We start from the raw sequence: 20,834 nt of genomic DNA on the forward strand, positions 1-20,834 counted from the left end.
TACCCCAGGGGACGTACCCCACGGGGGTCCTTCGTGCTGCTCAGAGCCTGCGGCGCTCCCTGCCTCCCCGTCGGACGCGCCTGATCCAATCCTTGACGGCCTCGGACGTGGTCACCAGGCCGAACAGTGCGGAGGCCATGGCCGTCACGACGGCAACCCATTCATCCATCACGGCGTGCGGCCTCCTTCGCACAGATCCACGTGCTGCGTCCGGACGACACCAGAGCCGCGATGAAGAGACACAGGGACTGATACCCGACCACTGTCTTGAGTGCGTCGTTGCTGTCCGCGGTGGACGCCAGGAAGATCGCCGCGGCCAGGATGATGAGATTCATCAGGGACAGGTTGATCAGCTTGCCGTTGCCGCTCTTGCGCAGCTCCATCAGTGCCTGGACGAGGGCCTGGATCGTGACGCCGATGGAGACGAGGTACAGCTGGGCCTTGCTCGCCATCTCCAGGAACTCGGGCTGGACGTAGCCCGCCGTCTGCCGGCCGGCGAGGAACTGGATGAGCGTCGGCATCAGCGCGAACAGGACCGAGGAGACGAGCCAGCCCCGGAGCTGCGCCAGCGCCTCCTTCTTGGCGCGCTTCTAAGGCCGCCTCCGCGGCCACGGCCGCCGGATCAGGTGCGGCCGGAGCCGCGGCGGTCGTTCCCGCGGGGGCTGGTGCCGGGGTGACACCTTCGCCCGAAGGGGGAACCGTTGTGGTCATTCGTCATGCTCCAGGGTGTGGACCCAACTGCCGGCAGCCACAGTTCTACCCCAAGTCACCGACAGGGGGAGCCAGTTCCCGTCCGGCCTGTACGGAGCCCCGCGCGGGCCGTGGCGGCACCGACGTCCGGCCGGCCGGTGCTCCCGGCCGCCGTGGGGCGCCTCCGGGGCGGTCCGCAGGGCCCGACCGGCGCATTCGGGCTGCTGTACGAGCGCTCCACCGGGAGCGGGAAGCACCCCGGCGAAGTTCGCCAACTGGCGCTCCGGGGTGCAGCGATGGGGTCTAGCGTGGGTATTCGGTGATCAACACCGGGCCCCGGGAACGCTGGGGGCCGGGCCCCACGTACCGAGGACGCAGATGTCCGGACTCCGCGCCGCCCGCCATGCCCCGTCGAGACACGCCGTCACGGGTCCCGGCCGGCAGATACGCCCCCTGCTGGTGCGCGCCGCCGTACTGCCCACACTTGCCGCGGGGCTCAGCGGCGCGGCCGCGGTGATCTTCACCCTCCAGCTCGGCGGGGGAGCCGGCGACCGCGACGCCCGGCTGTGGCCGGTGCTCACCGGCTGCGCCCTCCTCGTGGTCGGCGCGCTCGCCGCGGCCCTGCTCGGCGCCCAGCGCGCCGCCAAGGCCGTACGGGACCGGTGCGAGGCGCTGCGCCGCTCCAGCGTGCGCGGCCGGGGCGAGCTGCGGACGGCCGCCGACCGGCTGGAACGGGGCGAGACCCCGCCCCGCCCGGTGCGCGGAGGGCCGAGCTCGCCGCTGTCCGGCGGGGATCCGGCCGGGGTGGACGAGTTCTGGCTGCTCTCCCAGGAGCTGCGGGGCGCCCGCGAAGAGGCGCACACGACCCTCCTGCGGCTGGCCGGACCGGCCGCCCCGACCGACAGCGAGCGCAAGGTCGAGGTCTTCGTCAACCTCGCGCGCCGGCTCCAGTCCCTCGTGCACCGCGAGATCTCGCTGCTGGACGATCTGGAGGACACGGTCGAGGACCCGGACCTGCTCAAGGAGCTCTTCCACGTCGACCACCTCGCCACCCGCATCCGCCGGCACGCCGAGAACCTCGCCGTGCTGGGCGGCGCCGCGTCCCGCCGCCAGTGGACCAGGCCCATCGACCTGAGCGAGGTGCTCCGCTCCTCGGTCGCGGAGGTCGAGCAGTACACCCGGGTCAAGGTCGTGCCCCCGGCCGGCGGCAGTGTCCGCGGGCACGCCGTCGCGGACGTGGTGCACCTGCTGGCCGAACTCGTCGAGAACGCCACGGTCTTCTCCGCCCCCGACACCGATGTGGTGCTGCGCGCCGAGCGGGTCACCGCCGGGATCGCGGTCGAGGTGGAGGACCGGGGACTCGGCATGCCGGCCGAGGAGCAGCACCGGATGAACGCCCTGCTCGGCGACCCCGACCAGATCAGCGTCCGGCACCTGCTGGCGGACGGCCGGATCGGCCTGTTCGTGGTGTCGGCGCTGGCCCGTCGGCACGGGATCGCCGTCGAGCTCAAGTCCAACATCTACGGCGGTGTGCTCGCCGTGCTGGTGCTGCCGCAGGAGCTGCTGGGCGCGGAGGCGCCCACCGCGGCCGACGCGGCGGGCGGCTCGCGGGCCACCTCGTGGGGGACCGGTCACGGGACGGCGATGCCGCCGCTGGAGCCGGCACGGATGCCCCTGCCGACGCCCATGCCGGAGGCCTGGCAGGGCGCCGGCGGCCGGGGCGCCGCGGCCCCGCACGACCCCGAGCCGCATCCCGCACCGCCTCCCGCTACAGCTCCCGGACCCACCTCCCCGTCCCACGCCCCGCCCGCCCCCGTGCCCGCGACGGGCACCGGCTCCCGGCCGGGTCCGGGAGCCGCGACCCCGTCGGAACCCGCGCCCCAGCCCGTGCCCCGGCCCCGGACGGAGCCCCGGCCCCAGCCCCGGCCCGCGCCTTTGCCCTCGCCCCGGTCCGGGGCGGCGACGGACGTGCCCGGTGCGGTGGCCTGGTCGGCGCCCGCGGCCGATCCCCGGGTCGGGCCCGCGCCGGGTGCGCCGGCCGGAGCGGTGGCCTGGTCGGCGCCCGCGCCCGCGCCCGAAACGGTGCCGGCGGCCGATCCCGTACCCGGCGCGCCCGCCGGGGGTGACCGGCCACGGCTGCCCCGGCGCCGCGCCCAGGAGCACCTCGCGCCCCAGCTGCGCGAGGCTCCCGCTCCCCGGCGAGCGGCGGACCCCGAGCAGCCGGTGCACGACCCGGGCCTGATGGCCGCCTTCCAACGGGGCTTCGGCCTGGCCCAGTCGGAGAACCAGGCATGACCCCGACCCCTCACCCCCTCAGCAAGGAGCGCACCCCCATGGGCGGCGAAGTGGCGACGAAGACCGGCGGCCGGCTCTCCGACCTCGACTGGCTGCTCAGCGGCCTGGTGCAGCGCGTGCCGTACACGCGAAGCGCCGTGATCCTCACCGCCGACGGGCTCGTGACCTGTGTGCACGGGCTGGACGCCGACAGCGCCGACCACCTGGCCGCGCTCGCCTCCGGGCTGTACTCCCTGGGCCGCAGCGCGGGCTCCCGCTTCGCGGACGGCGCCGAGGTGCGGCAGGTCGTGGTCGAACTCGACAGCGCGCTCGTCTTTGTCTCCGCGGCCGGATCCGGAACCTGCCTGGCCGTCCTCGCCGACCGGGAGGCCGACGCCGGGGTGCTCGGCTACGAGATGGCGATGCTGGTCAAGAGCGTACGTCCGTACCTCGCGGCCCCGCCGCGGCGGCCCGTCGCCGACGTGGAGCGATGAGGGCCCGCGGGACGGGGGCGTACGCGAAGGGGCGGGACACACCATGGCTCGACGACTCGGCGGGCCGCGTGATGCGCCCGTACACCGCCAGCGGGGGGCGGACCAGGCCGGGCTTCACGCTCGACCTGCTCTCGCTGGTGAGCGCGACCGGGGTGCGGCCGCACGTCCCGCTCGGGGCGGAGCACACGCTCGCACTGCGGATGTGCGCGGGCGCCACCACCGTCACCGTCGCCGAGGTGGCCGGGCAGCTGCGGCTGCCCGCCGTCGTGGTGAAGGTGCTGCTGTCCGATCTGATGGAACACGGGGCCGTCATGGCGCAGGCGCCGCGGTTCCCGGGCGGGTGCTCGTTCGCCGCCGACGACCGGTCCCTGCTCCTGGCGGTGCTCGATGGCCTGCGTAAACGACTGTGACGCCCCGGCTCCCGCCCCGGCCCCGGCCCCGGCTGTCGGAGCCCCGCCCGCGACCTTGAAGATCCTGGTCGCGGGCGGGTTCGGGGCGGGCAAGACCACCTTCGTGGGCGCGGTCAGCGAGATCGAACCGCTGAGCACGGAGGAACTCCTCAGCGGACTCGGCGCGGGCTCCGACCCGCTGAACGGCGTCGAGGAGAAGACCACGACGACCGTCGCGCTCGACTTCGGCCGGATCACCCTGGACGAGCGCCACGTGCTCTACCTCTTCGGCACCCCGGGTCAGCACCGCTTCTGGTTCCTCTGGGAGGAGCTCTGCGCGGGCGCGCTCGGGGCGGTGGTGCTCGCCGACACCCGCCGCCTGGCCGACTGCTTCCCCGCCGTGGACTTCTTCGAGCGGCGGCGGATCGCCTTCATCGTCGCCGTCAACGAGTTCGACGGCGGCCACCGCTACGGGCCCGAAGAGGTCCGCGAGGCGGTGGGGATCGGGCCCGAGGTGCCCGTCGTACGGTGCGACGCGCGCCTCGCGAGCTCCGGGACGGGGGCGCTGGCCGCCCTCGTCCGCCACCTGCTCTGCACGTCCACAGCCAGCTCTTCGTCTTCGGAGTCGGGGGAACCGCCATGACGTACTACGAATCGACCGGACACCTGCTGCTCACGCCGGTGGACCGGGAGGCACCCGCACGAGCCGTCCGGCTGCGCGAGCTGGGCCTGGGGGAGCGTACGGACGCCGAACTGGACGCCTTCGCGCGGCGCGTCGCCGACGTGCTCGGCGCACCCTACGCGGGGGTCAACTTCATCGGCGAGGAACGGCAGTTCTTCGCCGGGCTGCACCACGCCGCCGAGGCCCCGGCGAGCGGATACCCGGCGCGGGTGCTGGCCCGCGACCACGGCTACTGCCCGCACGTGGTGGTGCGGCGGCGGGCGCTGGTGCTGGAGGACGTACGGGACTTCGCGCGCTTCGCGGGCAACGCGGTGGTGGACGAGAGCGGGGTGCGGTCGTACATGGGCGCTCCGCTGACGGACCGGCGCGGCATCGTCCTGGGCACGGTGTGCGCCGTGGACGTGGTGCCCCGGCGCTGGGGGACGGAGGGACTCGCCACCGTGAAGGCGCTCGCGGCGGAACTGGTGGCGCTGGTGCACGAACGGGAGGACCGGCGGGGGTGAGCGGCACTGGACACCCCCTAGGGTCGTCGGACAAGGGTTCACCGGTGGCTGGAGAGGAGTCTCGGGGATGGCCACGACCGCGCAGGACGTCCGCTTGATCGCGCTGTCACTTCCGGACAGCAGTGAGAAGCTCGCTTGGGGCATGCCGACCTTCCGGGTGGGCGGGAAGATCTTCGTCTCGCTCGCCGACGACGACACCTCGATCGGGGTGAAGTGCCCCAAGGAGGACCGGGCCGAGCTGATCGCGGCGGAGCCCGGGAAGTTCTTCCTGCGGGCGGGCCACGACGACAACTACGCCTGGATCCGGGTCCGGCTCGCGGCCGTGCGCAACACGGCCGAGCTGCGCTCCATCCTCACCGATTCCTGGCTCCAGGCGGCCCCCAAGCGCCTGATCGCCGCGCATCCGGAGCTGACCGTGGACACGGGCTGACGGCGGCGACACGGCCGCGCGGACCCGAGACGGAAAAGGTGCGCGCAACCACCCCGCGAAGTGCGGTATCGTTCTCCTGCGCGTTCAACCAGGGGAAACCCCAGGTCAGCGCGCATCGGGACGTGGCGCAGCTTGGTAGCGCACTTGACTGGGGGTCAAGGGGTCGCAGGTTCAAATCCTGTCGTCCCGACTAGAGGTTCGCCTCGTAGTCGCAGTTCAGAGCCCTGTCTCACTTCGGTGAGGCAGGGCTCTTGTGCGTTCTCGTTCTCTGGAGCTGTCGTGTCACATTTCGTCACAGACGCTGACGATCACGCCGCACCGGCCAGCAGCTCGCTCAGCTTGTCCGAGCCGGCCTTGAGACTCTGAGGGTCAGGGTGAACGTAGACGCGCTTGGTGAATGACATGTCGCTCTGCCCCGCCCACGCGGAGACGACGGTGTCAGGGGCGCCGTTGTTGGCCATCTATGAGAGACACGCGTGGCGGGCGTCGTACAGACGCACCTTGCGCACGCCGGTCTCGGCCATCAGCCGGTGGGCCTCGCGACGCAGCTTGTCGGTCTTGAAGGGGCGGCCCAGTTCGTCAACGACCACGTAGCCGCTGGCTTCATACGCAGCCCGACGGCATGTGTGGCTGAGGACCCTTCAACACAACAGGTTTGATCCTGTAGTTGAGCACTGCCCCCCACTCCAGCGAATTCTGACACTTCGCCTGTTCTTTGCAGTTAGCCAGGATTCTGGGGGAGCGATCCTCCGAAGAGCTCGATCCTCGCGCTCTTGGTCGTAATGCGGGAGACGCCGGCCTCGGGGAAGGAATCGAGGCTCAGGAACGCCTTGTCCGATCGGACTTGGTCCAAGTTGGTGCCCCCAAAAAACCCTCCAGGGTCGACGCCAGGCCAGCGCTATTGTTCACTATGAGGACGCTTCGCGTGCAGCTGCTCTCTGCCTTGCACGCCTATTCTGAGCCCAGGGTTCGGTCATGGGTGAATTCTCTTCGAGTTCGGCTTTACGTGCCGTAAGATCGTCCAGCTTCGTGCGTGCTTCTTCGGCTGTTGGCGTAGTGAGATGCGCCAAGTCGTAATAGGCGGTGCGCAGAGTCCAGAATCCTGTCGCAGCGCGTCTGTGTGCCTCAGCTTGCGCCTTGAGCCCGAGCTGTGCGTCTAGGGCAATTGCGGCAGCGCCCAACGCGCCAAGCGCTCCAGCGACATAGGACCAAGCGGTTCCCGTTTCAGCCGCTGCCAGAAGAGTTCCGCCGGCAAGAGCACCGAAAACTGCTCCCAACCCAGTGAGAATTGCTGACCAGAATCGCCACCTGTGGTGCGAAAGCTGATGTTCGCGTGCTCTTTCCCCGCACCCGAGAACGTGCTGACGTGCGCGTTTTTGGTTTTCTTCAACGGCAGACTCGCTCATGGCGGCTCACCGGCCTTCTCGCTGACCATGGCTGGAACGGCTAGTGGCCGTACTGTAAGCCACGCGGCGGTGGCGTTCCTGGCTCGAATTGTACAGATTCGGCTCCATCACGCCTTTGACGGGTCGTCTGAGCCTAGAGTCTTGTCGCCGCGATCCTGGCCGTCATGGGAGATTGCGGATACAGCACTCTGCGCTGTATTCGCAGCAGCCCGAATGCCGAAGTATGCGGTAGTTATCGATGCGATAGCGGTGAACGCGCTGGTAAGAATGGCGACCGCCTCTGTGCCCAAATTGGTGCGCGTGGCTACAAGGATGGCGGCTACTGCAATTCCGAGATCGCCGATAAGGACTACTAGCAAACCAGCCCATGCCCGAGTCGTCTGAACAGCCTTGATGTCTTTGCTGAGCATTGGTTTCTCCCGTGCCCGCTGGAAACAGCCTTCATGGCTTCTTGGCTTCAGAGAACCCCCGCGAAGTTACGACGCGCCACTTCCAGGCTTGCACATCAAGGGACGAATCACATCTCGGCACAGGGTCATCGACCTAAAGTGTGGCGGATGCCTTTGATTGTTTGAAATAGCCACTAATCTTGCTGCCGGCCAGTACCGGCATGGAGTGTGCGGGACAGGCTCTAGTGCCCCAGTGGGGACGCAGTACGACGAGAGCCGCACTGCCCCGGGCGGCACGCATGGTCATCCTGGGCGCACCCTCGGCTGGCAGGAGGAAGGAGGGGTAGGAGGTCAGAGCGTCACCTGATACGGCTTCACTCTTGCCGATGAAGCAACTTCCGCATGGATTCCCATGTGCAGCGTCAAGCTCGCGCTGGGTCGCTGCACGCCCCCTAGCTGCTGCCTTGGCCGGCCACTGCTCGGCGTTGCCTTGCCCCTGCTTCTTGTATGACAGCCCAAGGGCATAGCAGGCATCTCCCGCGAGGAGGCCGTTGGAGTCCGCCATTACCTGGTGCAGCTGACGTGACTGCTCTTCGTCGCCACGGGCACTGTGCAGGGAGCCGCGGTTGAAGATCGCGGCAGGGTCGCCGGCGCGGCTGCCAGCCAATGCCAATGCTCTGCCTCATCGTGCCCGCCTTACGTCAACGCGAGGGACTCCCTCCTTCCAGTCGACGCCTTGGGCCGGTCAGACGTCAAAGGGCGGCCAGTCCGTCGGCGATGCTGCTGTGACATGCCTTACCTGGCGTCGTGTAGATCCACTAGGCAGGTGGTTGTCCCCCGCTGATCAACGATCCGGTTGCGGGGACGCGAAGCCTCCTGGAGGCTCTGGTGACGCGTGGGGGCCGCTGTCTCTTTGGCCAAGGGAAACGGGGCTGCGTCGGATCGGGTAGCCGGGCAGCATGGCGGTGTGGCTGATCTTCTGTGGGATGACGTGAGCTGTTTCTTCGACCCGGACCTGATGGGGTCGCTGCCGGACGTGCGCGTCCCGGATTGTTCGGTGGAGGGCTGGCAGGCGGTTCTCGATCTTGTCGAGGCGAGGGGCTGGAAGTGCCAGTACTCCGAAGGCGAGACGGTGCTGCCGGTGCCTCGGGCGAAGACCGTGCTGTCCGGCCCGGCGGACGCCGAGTGCCCGGAGCTGCGGGTCTGGCCGACTCCCGATGTTCTGGCGATCTTCCGTTTCAAGGACGACGAGGTCATCGACTTCGACGTTGACCTGCGGGAATTGCAGGGGCAGGAGCGACTTGATGTGTTCTGCGGTTTCTTCCGGGAGATCGGGCGATGCTTGGGCAGGCCGGTTCTGATGGATCCGGAGGGTGATTATGGCCATCCTGTGCTCGGCTTCGATGTCGAGGCCGATCGGGTCGTACTCCTGGCTGAGCCGCTTGTCATGTGACCGCGGCCGTAGGCCTGGATTCGTAGAAGGTTCCGTCGCGGAGCATCGCGAAGAGGACGTCTGCCCGACGTCTGGCGAGGCAGAGCAGGGCCTGGATGCGGGCTCCGGTCCTGACGCCGACTCCCGGCGTGGACGTCAGGACCTTCGAAAGAGGGTGAGCCTCCAGGAGTTCCTCGATTCGTCCGGCCAGGAGTTTGCGCCGGTCAAGGACTGCGGCCAGGGATCCGGCCAGGCTCGGGACGATCAGCGCTGCCGCCTCGGTGTCCGGAACGACGACGGTCTGCTCGTCCAGGGCGGTGAAGATCTCCTCGGCCAGCCGCTCAGCCATCCTCGGTGCCTTCGGCCGTAACCGCGTGACCAGCCGCCGCCGGCCTGCCTTGCGGATCTGGGCCGGTGCCCCGCACCGCTCCAGCAGCGTCAGGACGGCCGGGTGCTGTAACCGTGGCCCCAGCACCCGCTCCAACGACGGATGGATCTGCGTCAGCAGGCCGTGCAGCCGGTTGGCAACTCGGGTAGCTTCGCCGGCCAGGTCGTCGTCGAACCCGACGATCATCTGCAGCTCCGCGATGGTCTCGTCCTCGCCGTCGATGGCCCGCAGAGTGTGGGGCATCGCGCCCTCCGCGTCGTCAGCCCGGGAAGGTAGGCAACCGGGCAGCCCATGTCCCTCGCAACCGCCAGCGGCAGGGCGCCGATTGGGTAACCGTTTGTCGAAAGCCTTCTTGCCGGCCGGAGTGACGGCGGTGGCGTGGTGTTCGCCCTTGCCGACGTCCAGGCCGAGGAAGACGTCGATGTCGCCAGTGTCGATCACGTGCAGGCCCCTCCATCACGCTTTCGTCCGGCCTTGCCTCGGCACCGAGCTGCCACATCCACGCGCACATGCCGGGACACAGAACCCCTGACCTGGAACTCGACGGACAGGCAGGACTGGGCGTCAGCTTCCGGGCGTCAAGGGGTCGCAGGTTCAAATCCTGTCGTCCCGACTCGTGAGAGTCGTAGGTCGAAGGGCCGCTTCGGAGCAATCCGAAGCGGCCCTTCGCTCGTTTTCCGACCTTCCCGGGGTGTTGCGGCCGAGGTCAGGTGGTCATGCTCGCGTCGGCCTCCCGTTGCATGCCCGCGCACAGCGCCCAGACCACGAAGAGGTTGACGGCGATCAGGATCGCGGCCCACCACGGGTAGTACGGCAGCCACAGGAAATTGGCGATCGCGCCGAGACCGGCGATGGCCACGCCGAAGAAGCGCGCCCACAGGGCTCCGGTGAAAACGGCGCAGCCGCCGAGGACGAGGGCGATGCCCACGATCAGGTGAACCCAGCCCCAGCCCGTCACGCTGAACTCGAACACGTAGTGCCGCGTCACGACGAACAGGTCGTCCCTGGCGAGGGCCGCGATCCCTTCGAAGATCGCCATGGCACCCGCGAAGACCATCAGAGCACCTGCCGTGATGGTCGTACCCGATGTGGGCGCAGACCAGGCGCTGGGCTGCGATGGACTGGTCCGGGCCCTGCCGGCGTCACTGGCCATGTCGGTCTCCTCGGTGGCAGAGCCGATCCGGCGCACCGGAGTCGGCGTTCCCCCGATTCAGCGTGGCACGATCACCCTCCGTCGGCACTCCGGCCGCAGGAGGGGGCCGTTCCGGAGGAATCCGGAACGGCCGCCCTCGTCGCCCGGGGGCGCCCTAGCGCGGACCCGCCAGGGCGGGGTGCGCGGCCCGGGGGCCCGGAGGGAGGGCGGGCCACTCGCGCTGCGGCCGGGCACCGGTGGCCGGCCGTCGGGCCAGGTTTGCGCTGATCATCGCCGCCGCCCGGGCCACGGACCCGCCCAGCGGGGCGATCTGCCCGGCGTCCGGGCTGGTCGCCGCCACGGCGGCGACCACCTGCCCGGACGCGGAGAGTACCGGCGCCGACACGCACGAGAGCGAGCTCACGCACTCCCCGTACCGGAAGGCGAGCCCCTGCTCCCTGGCCTGGGCGACCTCACGGGCCCAGGAGGCCGCCGTCCGCCCCCCGGGCGGCTCCGCCACCGGGGCGGAAGCCGCCAGGATCAGCTCGGCCGCGCTCCCGGGCGGCAGCACGACGCCCGGTCTCAGCGCGAAGACCTCGTCCGCCTCGCCGCGCAGACCCGCGACGACGATCGTCTGTCCCGCCTCCGCGACCGACAGGCTGAGGGTCAGCCGGCCGTTCGCCGAGGCGAGCTCACGCAGCGGCCGGGCCGAGGCCGCGCGCAGAGCCCGCGCCGGGTGCCATGCCTGTCCCAGGCGGAAGGCCCTCGCCCCGAGCCGGTAGCGGCCGGAGCGGCTCTGCACCGCGCCCAGGGCCACCAGCTGGCCCAGCAGCCGGTGGGCGGTGGCCTTCGGCAGCTCCGCGTCCGTCGCCAGGCGGGTCAGCCCGACTTCCTCGCCCTCGGCGAGCACCTCCATCAACGCGAACGCACCTTCCAGTACGCCCCGCCCCTCTGCGCCGGATCTGGCCATGGGCGGTCCCCCTTTCACGCCTGGCCCCATCGGTCGGACGGAACCAGAACTCCCCGTTCGTACCGGCTCGTCGGAGGTATCGGTGGTGCCTTCCCCCGTTCACCGGTCCGTTGAATGGACCAGATCATTGCCCGTGCGATGCGATCGCGCCATTGTGTTCTCGTCCAAGTGACGGAACGTTACGGCGACTTCGGAGGAGCCTGAGGGACCGTCCGCCCGGAACGAACAAGGAGGATCCGATGAGCGCGATCAAGACGAGCGCCAAGCAGTTCAAGTACGTCATGGGCGCCATGACGGCGGTCTTCTTCGCCACCTGTTCCGCCAGCTGACGAAGAAGTGAGGGGTGGGAGCGGCGCGTCGCTCCCACCCCTCCGCCACGCCCCAGGGAGGTATGAGTGCTGGAGACCGGTGTCCGCCAGGTACGGGTGGCCATGGCGATGGTGTTCGGCCGGCGGCTGAACGTACGGGCCGTCGAGCGACTGGTCGCCGACGCCCTCCTCACCCTGGAGGAGTTCGGCTCGCTCGGCGACGACGTCGACGAACTGGCCGACGGACCGTTCGCGGATCCCGAGGAGCGCAGGGACCTGCAGGACCGTGCGCTCCGGCGGACCGTACGCAGGCTCGCCAGGCACTCCCCCTTCTACCGGGAGCGGCTCGCCGGCATCGACCTCGACGGCGTGAGCGCCGCGACGCTCACCGGGATCCCGGTGACCCGCAAGGCCGACCTCGTCGAACGCCCCGCCGACTTCCTGTGCGGTACCCCTTACCTCGCGACCCAGACGACCGGTACCACCGGCCGCCCCGTGCAGATCTGGCTCTCCCGCTACGAGATGGAACTGTGGCCCGCGCTGATCGCGCTGTCCCTGGTGCTGCGCGGCGATCTCGGGCCCGGCGACCGGATGCAGATCAACCTCAGCTCCAGGGCGACGGCCGCCGTGCAGGAGGACGTCGAGGTGTGCCGGCTCGCCAACGCCTCGTGCCACGTCGTGGGACAGATCCCGCCGGACGAGTCCGTCGAGCACCTGCTCACCGCGGTCGGTGGCACCCGGCCCACCATCCTCACCGGCAACCCCAGCTACCTCGGGCAGATGGTCACCGCCGCCCGGCAACGCGGCTGCGGACCCGGCGACTTCGCGCTGCGCGCGATCTACGCCGGCGGGGAGATGCTGTCGCGGAGCCTGTCGGACGCCCTGCGCGAGACCTTCGGCGCCCCGACCGTCGGCGACGCCTTCGGCATGACCGAACTGCTGCCGGTCGGCGGCCGCACCTGCAGCGCTCGGCACCTGCACATCGACCCCAACATGGGCTACACCGAGGTGCTCGACCTGGTGACCGGTGAGCCCGCCGGCCCCGGCCGGCTCGGCGAACTGACGGTCACCCCCTACTTCCCCTACCGGGAGTGCATGCCGGTCCTGCGGTACAACACCGGTGACGTGGTCCGCACCCTGGACGGCGAACCGGACTGCGAGCTGGCGGCCGTGCCCGCCGTCTCCCACATCCTCGGCAAGGCGGGCACACTGCACCGCACCGTCGACGGCATCGTGACCCCGCGCGACATCCTGGAGGCGCTGGACGGCACCCCCGGCCTGCCGTTCCCGCTGCGCCACCGGGCTGGGACCGGGGCCGACGGCCGGCTCCACGTGGAGGTCGCCTCCAAGGAGGTCACCGAGGCGGAGGTGACCGAGCGGCTGCGGGCCCGGGACATCGACGCCCGCGTCACGGTCCTGCCGGTGGACGCGGAGGAGGCCGCGCGCCTCTTCCCCCTCCGCTGCGACCTGTCGGAGCACACCTTCACCCGGAGCCACGCATGAGCGTCTTCTTCCAGCTCGCGGTCACCATCGCCCTGGCGGTCGGGGTGTGCGCCGGTGCGATCGCCTACTTCCGTGCCGTACGCACCCCGAGGCCGCCCGTCGGCGTCTTCAACGGCAGCGACATCTTCATGATGATGGGCTTCGTCCTGGCGCTGCCGTACATCTACCTGACGCTGCCCGGAGCGGTCCTCCCGGTGGTGCTCGCCCTCGTCTTCGCGGGCGGACTGTCCGTCGGCTACCAGCCCGTGATCGGGAACGGCCGGCTGCGCTGGGCGCTGATCGCCGTCCTGATCACGAGCGTCCTCGTCTCGCACCTGGCCTTCGGCGAGACCGCGCCGCCGTACTGGGTGGCGAACAGCGTCGTCGTCGCCCTGATCGTCGTCTCCGCCACGAACCTCAACGTGCAGGGCGGTATGCGGCTGAAGAACGTCGCGTGGTTCCTGCTCGCGCTCACCGCGTACGACGCCTTCTTCGCCTGGGTCGTACCGCTCACCCAGCAGCTGTCCGACGCCATCCAGGGGTATCCGTACGCCCCCGCCGCGGGCCTGCGCATCGGCGAGGACCTGGGGGCGGTGGTGGGCATGGGCGACCTGCTGGCGTACGCCCTGTTCACCACCACCGCCTACAAGGCGTACGGGAAGCCGGGGCTGCGGACCGGCATCGCGCTCGTCACCCTCTTCGGCGCGGTGGCCCCGGTCGCCACGCTGCACGTCCTCGCCGCGGTCACCGACCATGCGCCGGCCCTCATCCCGGCCCAGGTGTTCTTCGGACCGGCGGCCTTCCTCGGCTACCGCTACCTGCGCCGGAGCGGCCCCGAGCGGCGGATGGCCGACGTGGTCCTCCGCGGGACCGGCCGGCCCCGCGAGGCCGCCGCCCGGCCGGGCCCGGCCCGCGGGGCCGCGGCCGAACCCGTGCGCTGAGCGCGTCCCGGCCCGGGGGCCGTGCCCCGCGGATACGGCTAGCCTGGGACTGCGGTACTCCAGCGCGATCGGAGGGCCGGAGAGATGACGCGCGCCGACTGGCTTCTGGATTCCGGTGAACGGGGCAACCCGGCGACACGCCTGGACCGGCGCCGCCCGGACGGCGCGGCCTGGTCCCGGGGGAACCACGTACGGCCCCTGGTCCACGGAGCCGTGTACTTCGCGGAGCTCCTGGCGGCCGTCCGCGCGATGGGCCCGGGCGATCTGCTCCTGTTCACCGACTGGCGCGGTGATCCCGACGAGCGGCTCGACGGACCCGGCACGGAGGTCGGCTCCGTCCTGTGCCGGGCGGCCGAGCGAGGCGTCATCGTCAAGGGCCTGCTGTGGCGGTCCCACCTGGACAGCCTTCACTTCAGCGAAAAGGAGAACCTCCGCTTCGGCAAGGAACTTGCGCGGGCCGGCGGTGAGTGCCTGCTCGACATGAGGGTGCGGCCCGGCGGCTCCCACCACCAGAAACTGGTGGTGCTGCGCCACCCCGGCCGTCCGGAGTCGGACATCGCCTACGTCGGCGGGATCGACCTCTGTCACAACCGCAACGACGACGCCTCGCACCAGGGCGACCGCCAGTCGCTCTCCCTCGCCGCCGCCTACGGGCCACACCCGCCGTGGCACGACGTCCAGCTCGCCCTGCGCGGGCCGGTCGTGGGCGACGTCGAGGCCGTCTTCCGCGAGCGCTGGGAGGATCCGGCCCCGCTCAGCCGCAGCCCGCTCACCCGCCTGCGGGAGCTGATGCACCGCGAGGACGTCAGCGCGGACCGGCTGCCGCCGCAGACACCCGATCCGGCGTCCTGCGGCCCCCACACCGTCCAACTGCTGCGGACCTATCCGAACCGGCTGCTGTCCGGCTACCCCTTCGCCCCCGACGGCGAGCGCAGCATCGCCCGCGGGTACACCAAGGCCGTACGGCGGGCCCGGGCGCTGATCTACCTGGAGGACCAGTACCTGTGGTCGCCCAAGGTGGTGGACCGCTTCGCCCGGGCACTGGGCGATCACCCGGGGCTGCGGCTGATCGGGGTCGTCCCCACCGTCCCGGAGGAGGACGGCCCGCTCACCGGGCCGATGAACCTGATCGGGCGGATCACGGCCCTGGACGAGCTGCGCCGGGCCGGCGGCGACCGGGTCGCGGTGTACGGCCTGGAGAACCGGGCGGGAACACCGGTCTACGTCCACGCCAAGGTGTGCGTGATCGACGACGTGTGGGCCTCGGTCGGCTCCGACAACATCAACCTCCGTTCGTGGACGCACGATTCCGAGCTGGGCTGCGCCGTGTACGACGAGCGGCCGGACCCGCGGCCGCCGGCCGATCCGGGAGGGCTGGGGGACGGCGCGCGGGCCTTCGCCCGCGAGCTGCGCCTGGAGCTCATGTGCGAGCACACCGAGGCCGGGGCGGCGGACGAGCTGTGCGACCCGGTGTCCGCTTTCGATGCCTTCGCCGCGAGCGCGGCAGCTCTGGACGCCTGGTACGCGGGCGGCCGGCCCGGTCCGCGGCCGCCCGGACGGCTGCGCCGCTACGTGTCCCCGGACCTGCCCGCGACCCGGCGGATGCTCGCGACCCCGCTGCACCACCTGCTCGTCGACCCGGACGGCCGCCCGCTCGGCATGAGGCTCCGCGGCAGGTTCTGAGGCACGTTCCGGCGGCAAACCATTGAAAAAACGTACAAATTCATGTCACATAGTGCCCGTTCCCGGCACGGTGGGTACCGCTTAAGTGACCAAAATGGCGGCGGGTTAGCATATGAGCACCGCCTAGCTCGAAAGATAATCCTGTGACTGTCAATGAGGACTCGTTCACCAGCTGGAAGAACCGCGAGGAGATCGCGGAGTCGATGATCCCGATCATCGGGAAGCTGCACCGGGAGCGGGACGTCACGATCCTGCTCCACAGCCGTTCCCTGGTGAACAAGTCGGTGGTCAGCATCCTCAAGACCCACCGATTCGCCCGGCAGATCGACGGTGAGGAGCTCTCGGTCACCGAGACGCTGCCGTTCCTGCAGGTGCTCACCACCCTCGATCTCGGCCCGTCCCAGATCGACATCGGCATGCTCGCCGCGGAGTACAAGAGCGACGACCGCGGCCTCTCGGTGGCCGAGTTCACCGCCGAGGCCGTCGCCGGCGCCACCGGCGCGAACAAGATCGAGCGTGGCGACGGCCGCGACGTCGTCCTGTACGGCTTCGGCCGTATCGGCCGCCTCGTCGCCCGCCTGCTGATCGAGAAGGCCGGCTCCGGCAACGGTCTGCGCCTGCGCGCCATCGTCGTCCGCCAGGGCGGCGACCAGGACATCGTCAAGCGCGCCTCGCTGCTGCGCCGCGACTCGATCCACGGCCAGTTCCAGGGCACGATCACCGTCGACGAGGCGAACAGCACGATCATCGCCAACGGCAACGCCATCAAGGTGATCTACGCGAACGACCCGTCCGAGGTGGACTACACCGAGCACGGCATCAAGGACGCCATCCTCATCGACAACACGGGCAAGTGGCGCGACCGCGAGGGTCTGTCCAAGCACCTGCGCCCCGGCATCGACAAGGTCGTGCTGACCGCCCCGGGCAAGGGCGACGTCCCGAACATCGTCCACGGCGTCAACCACGACACCATCAAGCCGGACGAGCAGATCCTGTCCTGCGCCTCCTGCACCACCAACGCGATCGTCCCGCCGCTCAAGGCCATGGACGACGAGTACGGTGTCCTGCGCGGTCACGTGGAGACCGTCCACTCGTTCACGAACGACCAGAACCTGCTGGACAACTACCACAAGGCCGACCGTCGTGGCCGCTCCGCGCCGCTGAACATGGTCATCACCGAGACCGGTGCCGCCTCCGCCGTCGCCAAGGCGCTGCCGGACCTCAAGGCGCCGATCACCGGCAGCTCGATCCGCGTCCCCGTCCCGGACGTCTCGATCGCCATCCTGAGCCTGCGCCTGGGCCGTGAGACCACCCGCGAAGAGGTCCTCGACTACCTCCGCGACGTCTCGCTGCACTCGCCGCTCAAGCGCCAGATCGACTTCACCACGGCTCCCGACGCGGTCTCCATGGACTTCGTCGGTTCGCGCCACTCCTCGATCGTCGACGCGGGCGCCACCAAGGTGGACGGCGACAACGCCATCCTCTACCTCTGGTACGACAACGAGTTCGGCTACTCCTGCCAGGTCATCCGTGTGGTCCAGCACGTGTCCGGCGTCGAGTACCCGACCTACCCGGTTCCGGCGGTCTGATCCGTCGCACCACCGTCACACCGTTCGACCGGCTGATCCGACAGGCGGGGCGGCGGTGGGCGGGCCACCGATGCCGACCGGCACCGAGAGGCCCCGCCCATCGCCCCCCGCCTGTCGTGCGCTCGGCGGCGCCGCGAGATGCCGGGCCAGGGCGATCACGGCGAGCAGGGCCACGAGCGCGCACACGCCCTGCCAGCCGGCCCGGCCGTAGATCCGCACGCCCAGCCAGGACCCGCCGCTGCCGCCCAGGTACGCGCAGGTCATGTACGCGGTGTTGAGCCGGCTGCGGGCACCGGGCCGAACGGCGTACACCCGGGCCAGGTTGGCGACCGTGCCGGACTGCATCGAGACGTCGAGCAGCAGCGTGCCGCCCGCCAGCGCGGCCAGTCCCGCCGCCCCGCCGCCGGCGCCCGCCGCGAGGACCGCGGCCGAGACGAGGACCCCGAGCAGGCAGCCGAGATTCACCCGGTCCGCTCCCGTGCGGTCCACCAGACGCCCTGCGTACGGGGTGCACAGCATGGTCACCGCGCCCACCAGGGCGAGCATCCCCACCGCGTCGGCGCCCAGGCCGTAGGCCGGGCCGGTGAGCAGCAGCGCCAGGCACGTCCAGACCGCCGAGAAGGCGCCGAAGACCGCCGCCTGGTAGAGGCAGGAGCGGCGCAGTTCCGGCTCGGTGCGCAGCAGGCGCAGCGGCTCGGCCAGCAGCGCCGCGTACGGCCGGCGCGAGGTCGGGGTCGTGACCGGCAGGGCACGGGCCAGGACGACAGCCAGCAGCAGGGCCACGGCCCCGGCCGCCAGGTAGGGGGCCCGCCACCCCAGCCGTTCACCGAGCGTCCCGCCGAAGGTGCGGGCCAGCAGCATGCCGCCGGTCGAACCGCTCAGCAAGGTGCCCAGTACGGCTCCCCGGCGGTCGGCGGCCACCAGCCCGGCCGCCAGCGGACCGATGACCTGCGCGGCCACGGTCGTCACACCGACGACGGCCGAGGCGGCCAGGAGCGGTGCCAGCCCCGGCGCGCAGCCCGCGGCCAGCAGGCCGGCGCCGGTCAGGGCGAGCAGGGAGACGAGGAACGGGCGGTGCGGGAGCCGGTCGCCGAGCGGCACCAGCAGGAAGATCCCGGCCGTGTAGCCGATCTGGACCACGGTCACCACGAGGCCGGCGGAGCCGGGCGACACGTGCAGGGCCGTGACGACCAGCGGGCTGACCGCCTGCGGGAAGTAGACGGTGCCCACGCCGACGGCGCAGGTCAGGGTGAGGAGCAGGAGCAGCCGGCGGCTCATCCCGGACCCCCGGTGAACGGCGTCCGTCATGCGGGGAGTTGTCATGAGGGGAGTTCACGGCACGTCACCGCCCGCGACAATCGATGTAGCGTATGCCTTGATGATCAGCTTCGAGCTCGGCGTCGAGGACCTCGCCGACACCCGGTTCGCGCTCTCCCCCCTGTACGAGACCGTGCTCAGCCTGCGCGTGCTGCGCGAGCCGGGGCTCTCCGCCCTGCACCTCCCGTGGCGCAGGTCCGTCCTCGGCGCACTGGACGCACTCGACGGGCTCGACACCGAGCTGCTGATGTCCGTGGTCGCGGTACGGCGCACCCTGCCCGACTTCCTCACCCCGCGGCCCGCGAGCTTCGCCCCCTCCTTCGAGGAGGAACTGGCCACCGTCGGCCGGACGCCCCCCGGCCTGGTCCGCCGCGACCTCCTGGCCGCGCACGCCCCGGACCCGCTCCCCGCCCCGCTGCTCGCCGCCCTCGCCCCCGACGACGGGCCCGTCGTCGCACTCCGCGACGACCTCTGCGCGCTGCTGCGCCGGTACTGGGAGGCCGCCGTCCGGCCGATGTGGCCGCGGATGCGCCTCCTGCTGGAGGCCGACATGACCTACCGCGCGCGGCAGCTGGCCATGGGCGGAGCCCGCCTCCTCTTCGCCGACATCCACCCGAACCTGCGGTGGCACGACGGCGTGCTGCACATCGGACAGATGGTCAGCCGGCACCGCGTCGTGGCGTCCGGCCGCGGGCTGCTCCTCGTACCGTCGGTGTTCGCGCACAAGCCCGCACCCCCGGTCAGTCCCGAGGAGGCGCCGACGCTGGCGTACCCGAGCCGCGGCGTGGCGACCCTCTGGGTGCGCGAGCCCGTCGCCGGGACGGCCGCTTTGGTGTCCCTGCTGGGCGCGCCCAAGGCGAGACTGCTCGGCCTGCTCGACGAGCCACTGCCCACCGTCGAGCTGGCCCGCCGTCTCGGGGTCACCGCGAGCGCCGTGTCCCAGCACCTGGGCGTGCTGTACGCCACCGGCCTCGTCTCCCGCGCGCGCGACGGGCGGCAGGTCCTCTACCGCCGCAGCCCGCTCGGCGACGAGCTGAGCGGCCGGGGCCGGCCGGGGTGACGCGCGGCGGTCGCCGTACGGGGCCCCGCGTACGCGGGTACGCGCTCAGGCGCTCGCCCGCGCGGGCCTGCGCAGCAGATAGCCGGCCGCGGCCGTGACCAGGACGGCCATGCAGGCGATGAACACCAGCCCGGCACCCTCCAGACCGATCGGGCCCACCAGCAGCCCCACCCCGATCACCGGCAGCGAGATGCCCGTGTACGCCACCACGAACAGCATCGAGATCACCGCCGCGCGCCGGTCCGGCGGCGAGGCCGCGGCCACCGTGGCCAGCGCCCCGCGGAACGCCAGCCCCTGCCCGACCCCGCCGACGACGGCGCTCGCCACCACCAGCGCCAGCAGGTCCCACCACAGCGCGCCCGCGAGCAGCGCCAGCCCGGCGAGCAGCCCCGCGCAGCCCAGCGGCAGCGACCGGCTCACCCCCACCCGGCCGACCGCCAGTTGCCCGGCGGTCGAGGCGAAGAAGGCCAGCGCGACGATCAGCCCGCTCACCGCGCGGTTGTGCACGTCCAGGGACTGCGCGAGGAAGGCCGGGCTGACCGAGGTGAACACCCCGAACAGCGCGAAGCCCACGAACGAGGCGATCGCCGCGGGCGCGAACACCGACCGCACCTGCGCGGGCAGGCCGGGCCGCTGCGGTCGCACCGCACTCAGCGGCTGCCGGTCGCGCACGGTCTCGGGGAGCCGCGCCAGGACGACGGCCGAGACCGCCACCAGCGCGAGGTGCACGGCGAACGGCAGGTACAGCGGCCAGGCGGCGTACTGCGCGAGCACCCCGGCGAGCAGCGGGCCGCAGCCCAGCCCGCCCATGTTGGCGGCCGTCGCCACGAACGTGGCCCGCGAGGCACCGCCGCCCGGCGCCAGTTCCATCACGTAGGCCGTGGCGGCCCCGGTGAACAGTCCGGCGGACAGTCCCGACAGCAGCCGGCCCGCGTACAGCCAGCCCATGCCGGTGGCGCACAGGAAACAGACGGCGCTCGCCGCCGAGAAGGCCAGGCCGGCCAGCAGTACGGGCCGCCTGCCGACGGTGTCCGAGGCGTTGCCCGCCAGCAGCAGTACGCCGATCACCCCGAAGGCGTACACGGCGTACACGACGGTCACCACCAGCTCGGAGAACCCGAACTTCTCCTGGTAGAGCCCGTACAGGGGGGTGGGCAGCGTGGTGCCCGCCATGCACACGGCGAACACCGCCCCGCCGAGCAAGCACTGGCGCCACCGTCGGCGATCACCGTCCATGCCGCCGACGGTAACCCCGCCGCCGCGGCCCGGCGCGGC

General features: G+C 71.2%; 21 protein-coding genes, 1 tRNA gene and 1 pseudogene. 13 read left to right on the forward strand and 10 right to left on the reverse strand.

What is annotated here, in order from left to right; genetic code table 11:
- Nucleotides 1–161 precede the first annotated feature (161 nt).
- Nucleotides 162–521: a hypothetical protein gene (locus tag ACFY0D_RS12140; protein WP_390798239.1), complete on the reverse strand. Its 360-nt coding sequence runs from the start codon at nucleotides 519–521 to the stop codon at nucleotides 162–164.
- A gap of 547 nt (nucleotides 522–1,068) precedes the next feature.
- On the opposite strand from ACFY0D_RS12140, the gene ACFY0D_RS12145 reads away from it, so the two are divergent.
- The 7 genes from ACFY0D_RS12145 (at nucleotide 1,069) to ACFY0D_RS12175 (ending at nucleotide 5,652) form a co-directional block, all read left to right on the forward strand.
- Nucleotides 1,069–2,985 (forward strand): ATP-binding protein, encoded by a 1,917-nt coding sequence (locus ACFY0D_RS12145; protein ID WP_390798240.1) that lies wholly within the window; start codon nucleotides 1,069–1,071, stop codon nucleotides 2,983–2,985.
- Nucleotides 2,986–3,023: 38 nt separating this feature from the next.
- Complete coding sequence (locus ACFY0D_RS12150) at nucleotides 3,024–3,458, forward strand: roadblock/LC7 domain-containing protein (protein WP_314246967.1); 435 nt, start codon at nucleotides 3,024–3,026, stop codon at nucleotides 3,456–3,458.
- The gene (locus ACFY0D_RS12155) at nucleotides 3,455–3,868 is read left to right on the forward strand and encodes a DUF742 domain-containing protein (RefSeq protein ID WP_390798241.1); all 414 of its coding nucleotides are present in this window, start codon (nucleotides 3,455–3,457) and stop codon (nucleotides 3,866–3,868) included. Before ACFY0D_RS12150 ends, ACFY0D_RS12155 begins: the two co-directional genes overlap by 4 nt.
- Complete coding sequence (locus ACFY0D_RS12160; protein WP_390798242.1) at nucleotides 3,846–4,490, forward strand: ATP/GTP-binding protein; 645 nt, start codon at nucleotides 3,846–3,848, stop codon at nucleotides 4,488–4,490. The genes ACFY0D_RS12155 and ACFY0D_RS12160 overlap by 23 nt, the downstream gene beginning before the upstream one ends.
- Nucleotides 4,487–5,032: a GAF domain-containing protein gene (locus ACFY0D_RS12165; RefSeq protein WP_390798243.1), complete on the forward strand. Its 546-nt coding sequence runs from the start codon at nucleotides 4,487–4,489 to the stop codon at nucleotides 5,030–5,032. The genes ACFY0D_RS12160 and ACFY0D_RS12165 overlap by 4 nt, the downstream gene beginning before the upstream one ends.
- A 67-nt stretch (nucleotides 5,033–5,099) precedes the next feature.
- Nucleotides 5,100–5,462, forward strand: coding sequence for an MmcQ/YjbR family DNA-binding protein (locus ACFY0D_RS12170; RefSeq protein WP_390798244.1), 363 nt, complete (start codon nucleotides 5,100–5,102; stop codon nucleotides 5,460–5,462).
- 116 nt (nucleotides 5,463–5,578) lie between these two features.
- A tRNA-Pro gene (locus tag ACFY0D_RS12175) sits at nucleotides 5,579–5,652 on the forward strand.
- 118 nt (nucleotides 5,653–5,770) lie between these two features.
- Here the strand turns inward: ACFY0D_RS12175 and ACFY0D_RS12180 are convergent.
- From ACFY0D_RS12180 to ACFY0D_RS12195, 4 genes are all read right to left on the reverse strand, one after another.
- On the reverse strand, nucleotides 5,771–5,923 hold the full coding sequence (locus ACFY0D_RS12180; protein WP_390798245.1) for a hypothetical protein: 153 nt from the start codon (nucleotides 5,921–5,923) through the stop codon (nucleotides 5,771–5,773).
- Nucleotides 5,924–6,052, reverse strand: coding sequence for a hypothetical protein (locus tag ACFY0D_RS12185; protein WP_390798246.1), 129 nt, complete (start codon nucleotides 6,050–6,052; stop codon nucleotides 5,924–5,926).
- A gap of 318 nt (nucleotides 6,053–6,370) precedes the next feature.
- Nucleotides 6,371–6,868, reverse strand: a complete 498-nt coding sequence (locus ACFY0D_RS12190; RefSeq protein WP_390798247.1) for an SLATT domain-containing protein — start codon at nucleotides 6,866–6,868, stop codon at nucleotides 6,371–6,373.
- Between the two features lie 107 nt (nucleotides 6,869–6,975).
- Complete coding sequence (locus ACFY0D_RS12195; RefSeq protein WP_390798248.1) at nucleotides 6,976–7,278, reverse strand: hypothetical protein; 303 nt, start codon at nucleotides 7,276–7,278, stop codon at nucleotides 6,976–6,978.
- A 946-nt stretch (nucleotides 7,279–8,224) separates the two neighbouring features.
- Here ACFY0D_RS12195 and ACFY0D_RS12200 point away from each other — a divergent pair.
- On the forward strand, nucleotides 8,225–8,710 hold the full coding sequence (locus ACFY0D_RS12200; protein WP_390798249.1) for a hypothetical protein: 486 nt from the start codon (nucleotides 8,225–8,227) through the stop codon (nucleotides 8,708–8,710).
- Here the strand turns inward: ACFY0D_RS12200 and ACFY0D_RS12205 are convergent.
- From ACFY0D_RS12205 to ACFY0D_RS12215, 3 genes and pseudogenes are all read right to left on the reverse strand, one after another.
- Nucleotides 8,703–9,518: pseudogene (locus tag ACFY0D_RS12205) on the reverse strand (transposase). The gene ACFY0D_RS12200 and the pseudogene ACFY0D_RS12205 overlap by 8 nt on opposite strands.
- Nucleotides 9,519–9,783: 265 nt before the next feature.
- Nucleotides 9,784–10,230, reverse strand: a complete 447-nt coding sequence (locus ACFY0D_RS12210; RefSeq protein WP_390798250.1) for a hypothetical protein — start codon at nucleotides 10,228–10,230, stop codon at nucleotides 9,784–9,786.
- 154 nt (nucleotides 10,231–10,384) lie between these two features.
- Nucleotides 10,385–11,179, reverse strand: coding sequence for an IclR family transcriptional regulator (locus ACFY0D_RS12215; protein WP_390798251.1), 795 nt, complete (start codon nucleotides 11,177–11,179; stop codon nucleotides 10,385–10,387).
- A gap of 395 nt (nucleotides 11,180–11,574) precedes the next feature.
- On the opposite strand from ACFY0D_RS12215, the gene ACFY0D_RS12220 reads away from it, so the two are divergent.
- From ACFY0D_RS12220 to ACFY0D_RS12235, 4 genes are all read left to right on the forward strand, one after another.
- On the forward strand, nucleotides 11,575–12,990 hold the full coding sequence (locus tag ACFY0D_RS12220; RefSeq protein WP_390798252.1) for a phenylacetate--CoA ligase family protein: 1,416 nt from the start codon (nucleotides 11,575–11,577) through the stop codon (nucleotides 12,988–12,990).
- Nucleotides 12,987–13,910, forward strand: a complete 924-nt coding sequence (locus ACFY0D_RS12225) for a hypothetical protein (RefSeq protein ID WP_390798253.1) — start codon at nucleotides 12,987–12,989, stop codon at nucleotides 13,908–13,910. Before ACFY0D_RS12220 ends, ACFY0D_RS12225 begins: the two co-directional genes overlap by 4 nt.
- An 84-nt stretch (nucleotides 13,911–13,994) precedes the next feature.
- Nucleotides 13,995–15,593, forward strand: coding sequence for a phospholipase D family protein (locus ACFY0D_RS12230; RefSeq protein WP_390798254.1), 1,599 nt, complete (start codon nucleotides 13,995–13,997; stop codon nucleotides 15,591–15,593).
- A 143-nt stretch (nucleotides 15,594–15,736) separates the two neighbouring features.
- The gene (locus ACFY0D_RS12235) at nucleotides 15,737–17,182 is read left to right on the forward strand and encodes a glyceraldehyde-3-phosphate dehydrogenase (protein ID WP_351148961.1); all 1,446 of its coding nucleotides are present in this window, start codon (nucleotides 15,737–15,739) and stop codon (nucleotides 17,180–17,182) included.
- A gap of 15 nt (nucleotides 17,183–17,197) precedes the next feature.
- On the opposite strand, the gene ACFY0D_RS12240 is transcribed toward ACFY0D_RS12235, so the two are convergent.
- Nucleotides 17,198–18,460: an MFS transporter gene (locus tag ACFY0D_RS12240; protein ID WP_390798509.1), complete on the reverse strand. Its 1,263-nt coding sequence runs from the start codon at nucleotides 18,458–18,460 to the stop codon at nucleotides 17,198–17,200.
- A 100-nt stretch (nucleotides 18,461–18,560) separates the two neighbouring features.
- On the opposite strand from ACFY0D_RS12240, the gene ACFY0D_RS12245 reads away from it, so the two are divergent.
- On the forward strand, nucleotides 18,561–19,559 hold the full coding sequence (locus ACFY0D_RS12245) for an ArsR/SmtB family transcription factor (protein WP_390798255.1): 999 nt from the start codon (nucleotides 18,561–18,563) through the stop codon (nucleotides 19,557–19,559).
- Nucleotides 19,560–19,604: 45 nt separating this feature from the next.
- Here ACFY0D_RS12245 and ACFY0D_RS12250 read toward each other — a convergent pair whose 3' ends face one another.
- Nucleotides 19,605–20,795, reverse strand: a complete 1,191-nt coding sequence (locus tag ACFY0D_RS12250; protein WP_390798256.1) for an MFS transporter — start codon at nucleotides 20,793–20,795, stop codon at nucleotides 19,605–19,607.
- Nucleotides 20,796–20,834: the final 39 nt, after the last annotated feature.

Origin of the sequence: Streptomyces sp. NPDC001502, assembly GCF_042894785.1 — a bacterium.
Taxonomy (GTDB): Bacteria; Actinomycetota; Actinomycetes; order Streptomycetales; family Streptomycetaceae; genus Streptomyces; species Streptomyces kutzneri.

Bases quoted from the DNA above. Each gene is read 5' to 3' on its own strand.
- ACFY0D_RS12215 (WP_390798251.1), bottom strand. From the start codon at position 11,179: ATGGCCAGATCCGGCGCAGAGGGGCGGGGCGTACTGGAAGGTGCGTTC.
- ACFY0D_RS12150 (WP_314246967.1), top strand. From the start codon at position 3,024: ATGGGCGGCGAAGTGGCGACGAAGACCGGCGGCCGGCTCTCCGACCTC.
- ACFY0D_RS12155 (WP_390798241.1), top strand. From the start codon at position 3,455: ATGAGGGCCCGCGGGACGGGGGCGTACGCGAAGGGGCGGGACACACCA.
- ACFY0D_RS12180 (WP_390798245.1), bottom strand. From the start codon at position 5,923: ATGGCCAACAACGGCGCCCCTGACACCGTCGTCTCCGCGTGGGCGGGG.
- ACFY0D_RS12165 (WP_390798243.1), top strand. From the start codon at position 4,487: ATGACGTACTACGAATCGACCGGACACCTGCTGCTCACGCCGGTGGAC.
- ACFY0D_RS12250 (WP_390798256.1), bottom strand. From the start codon at position 20,795: ATGGACGGTGATCGCCGACGGTGGCGCCAGTGCTTGCTCGGCGGGGCG.
- ACFY0D_RS12245 (WP_390798255.1), top strand. From the start codon at position 18,561: ATGATCAGCTTCGAGCTCGGCGTCGAGGACCTCGCCGACACCCGGTTC.
- ACFY0D_RS12145 (WP_390798240.1), top strand. From the start codon at position 1,069: ATGTCCGGACTCCGCGCCGCCCGCCATGCCCCGTCGAGACACGCCGTC.
- ACFY0D_RS12160 (WP_390798242.1), top strand. From the start codon at position 3,846: ATGGCCTGCGTAAACGACTGTGACGCCCCGGCTCCCGCCCCGGCCCCG.
- ACFY0D_RS12190 (WP_390798247.1), bottom strand. From the start codon at position 6,868: ATGAGCGAGTCTGCCGTTGAAGAAAACCAAAAACGCGCACGTCAGCAC.
- ACFY0D_RS12240 (WP_390798509.1), bottom strand. From the start codon at position 18,460: ATGAGCCGCCGGCTGCTCCTGCTCCTCACCCTGACCTGCGCCGTCGGC.
- ACFY0D_RS12225 (WP_390798253.1), top strand. From the start codon at position 12,987: ATGAGCGTCTTCTTCCAGCTCGCGGTCACCATCGCCCTGGCGGTCGGG.
- ACFY0D_RS12140 (WP_390798239.1), bottom strand. From the start codon at position 521: ATGCCGACGCTCATCCAGTTCCTCGCCGGCCGGCAGACGGCGGGCTAC.
- ACFY0D_RS12210 (WP_390798250.1), bottom strand. From the start codon at position 10,230: ATGGCCAGTGACGCCGGCAGGGCCCGGACCAGTCCATCGCAGCCCAGC.
- ACFY0D_RS12170 (WP_390798244.1), top strand. From the start codon at position 5,100: ATGGCCACGACCGCGCAGGACGTCCGCTTGATCGCGCTGTCACTTCCG.
- ACFY0D_RS12195 (WP_390798248.1), bottom strand. From the start codon at position 7,278: ATGCTCAGCAAAGACATCAAGGCTGTTCAGACGACTCGGGCATGGGCT.
- ACFY0D_RS12230 (WP_390798254.1), top strand. From the start codon at position 13,995: ATGACGCGCGCCGACTGGCTTCTGGATTCCGGTGAACGGGGCAACCCG.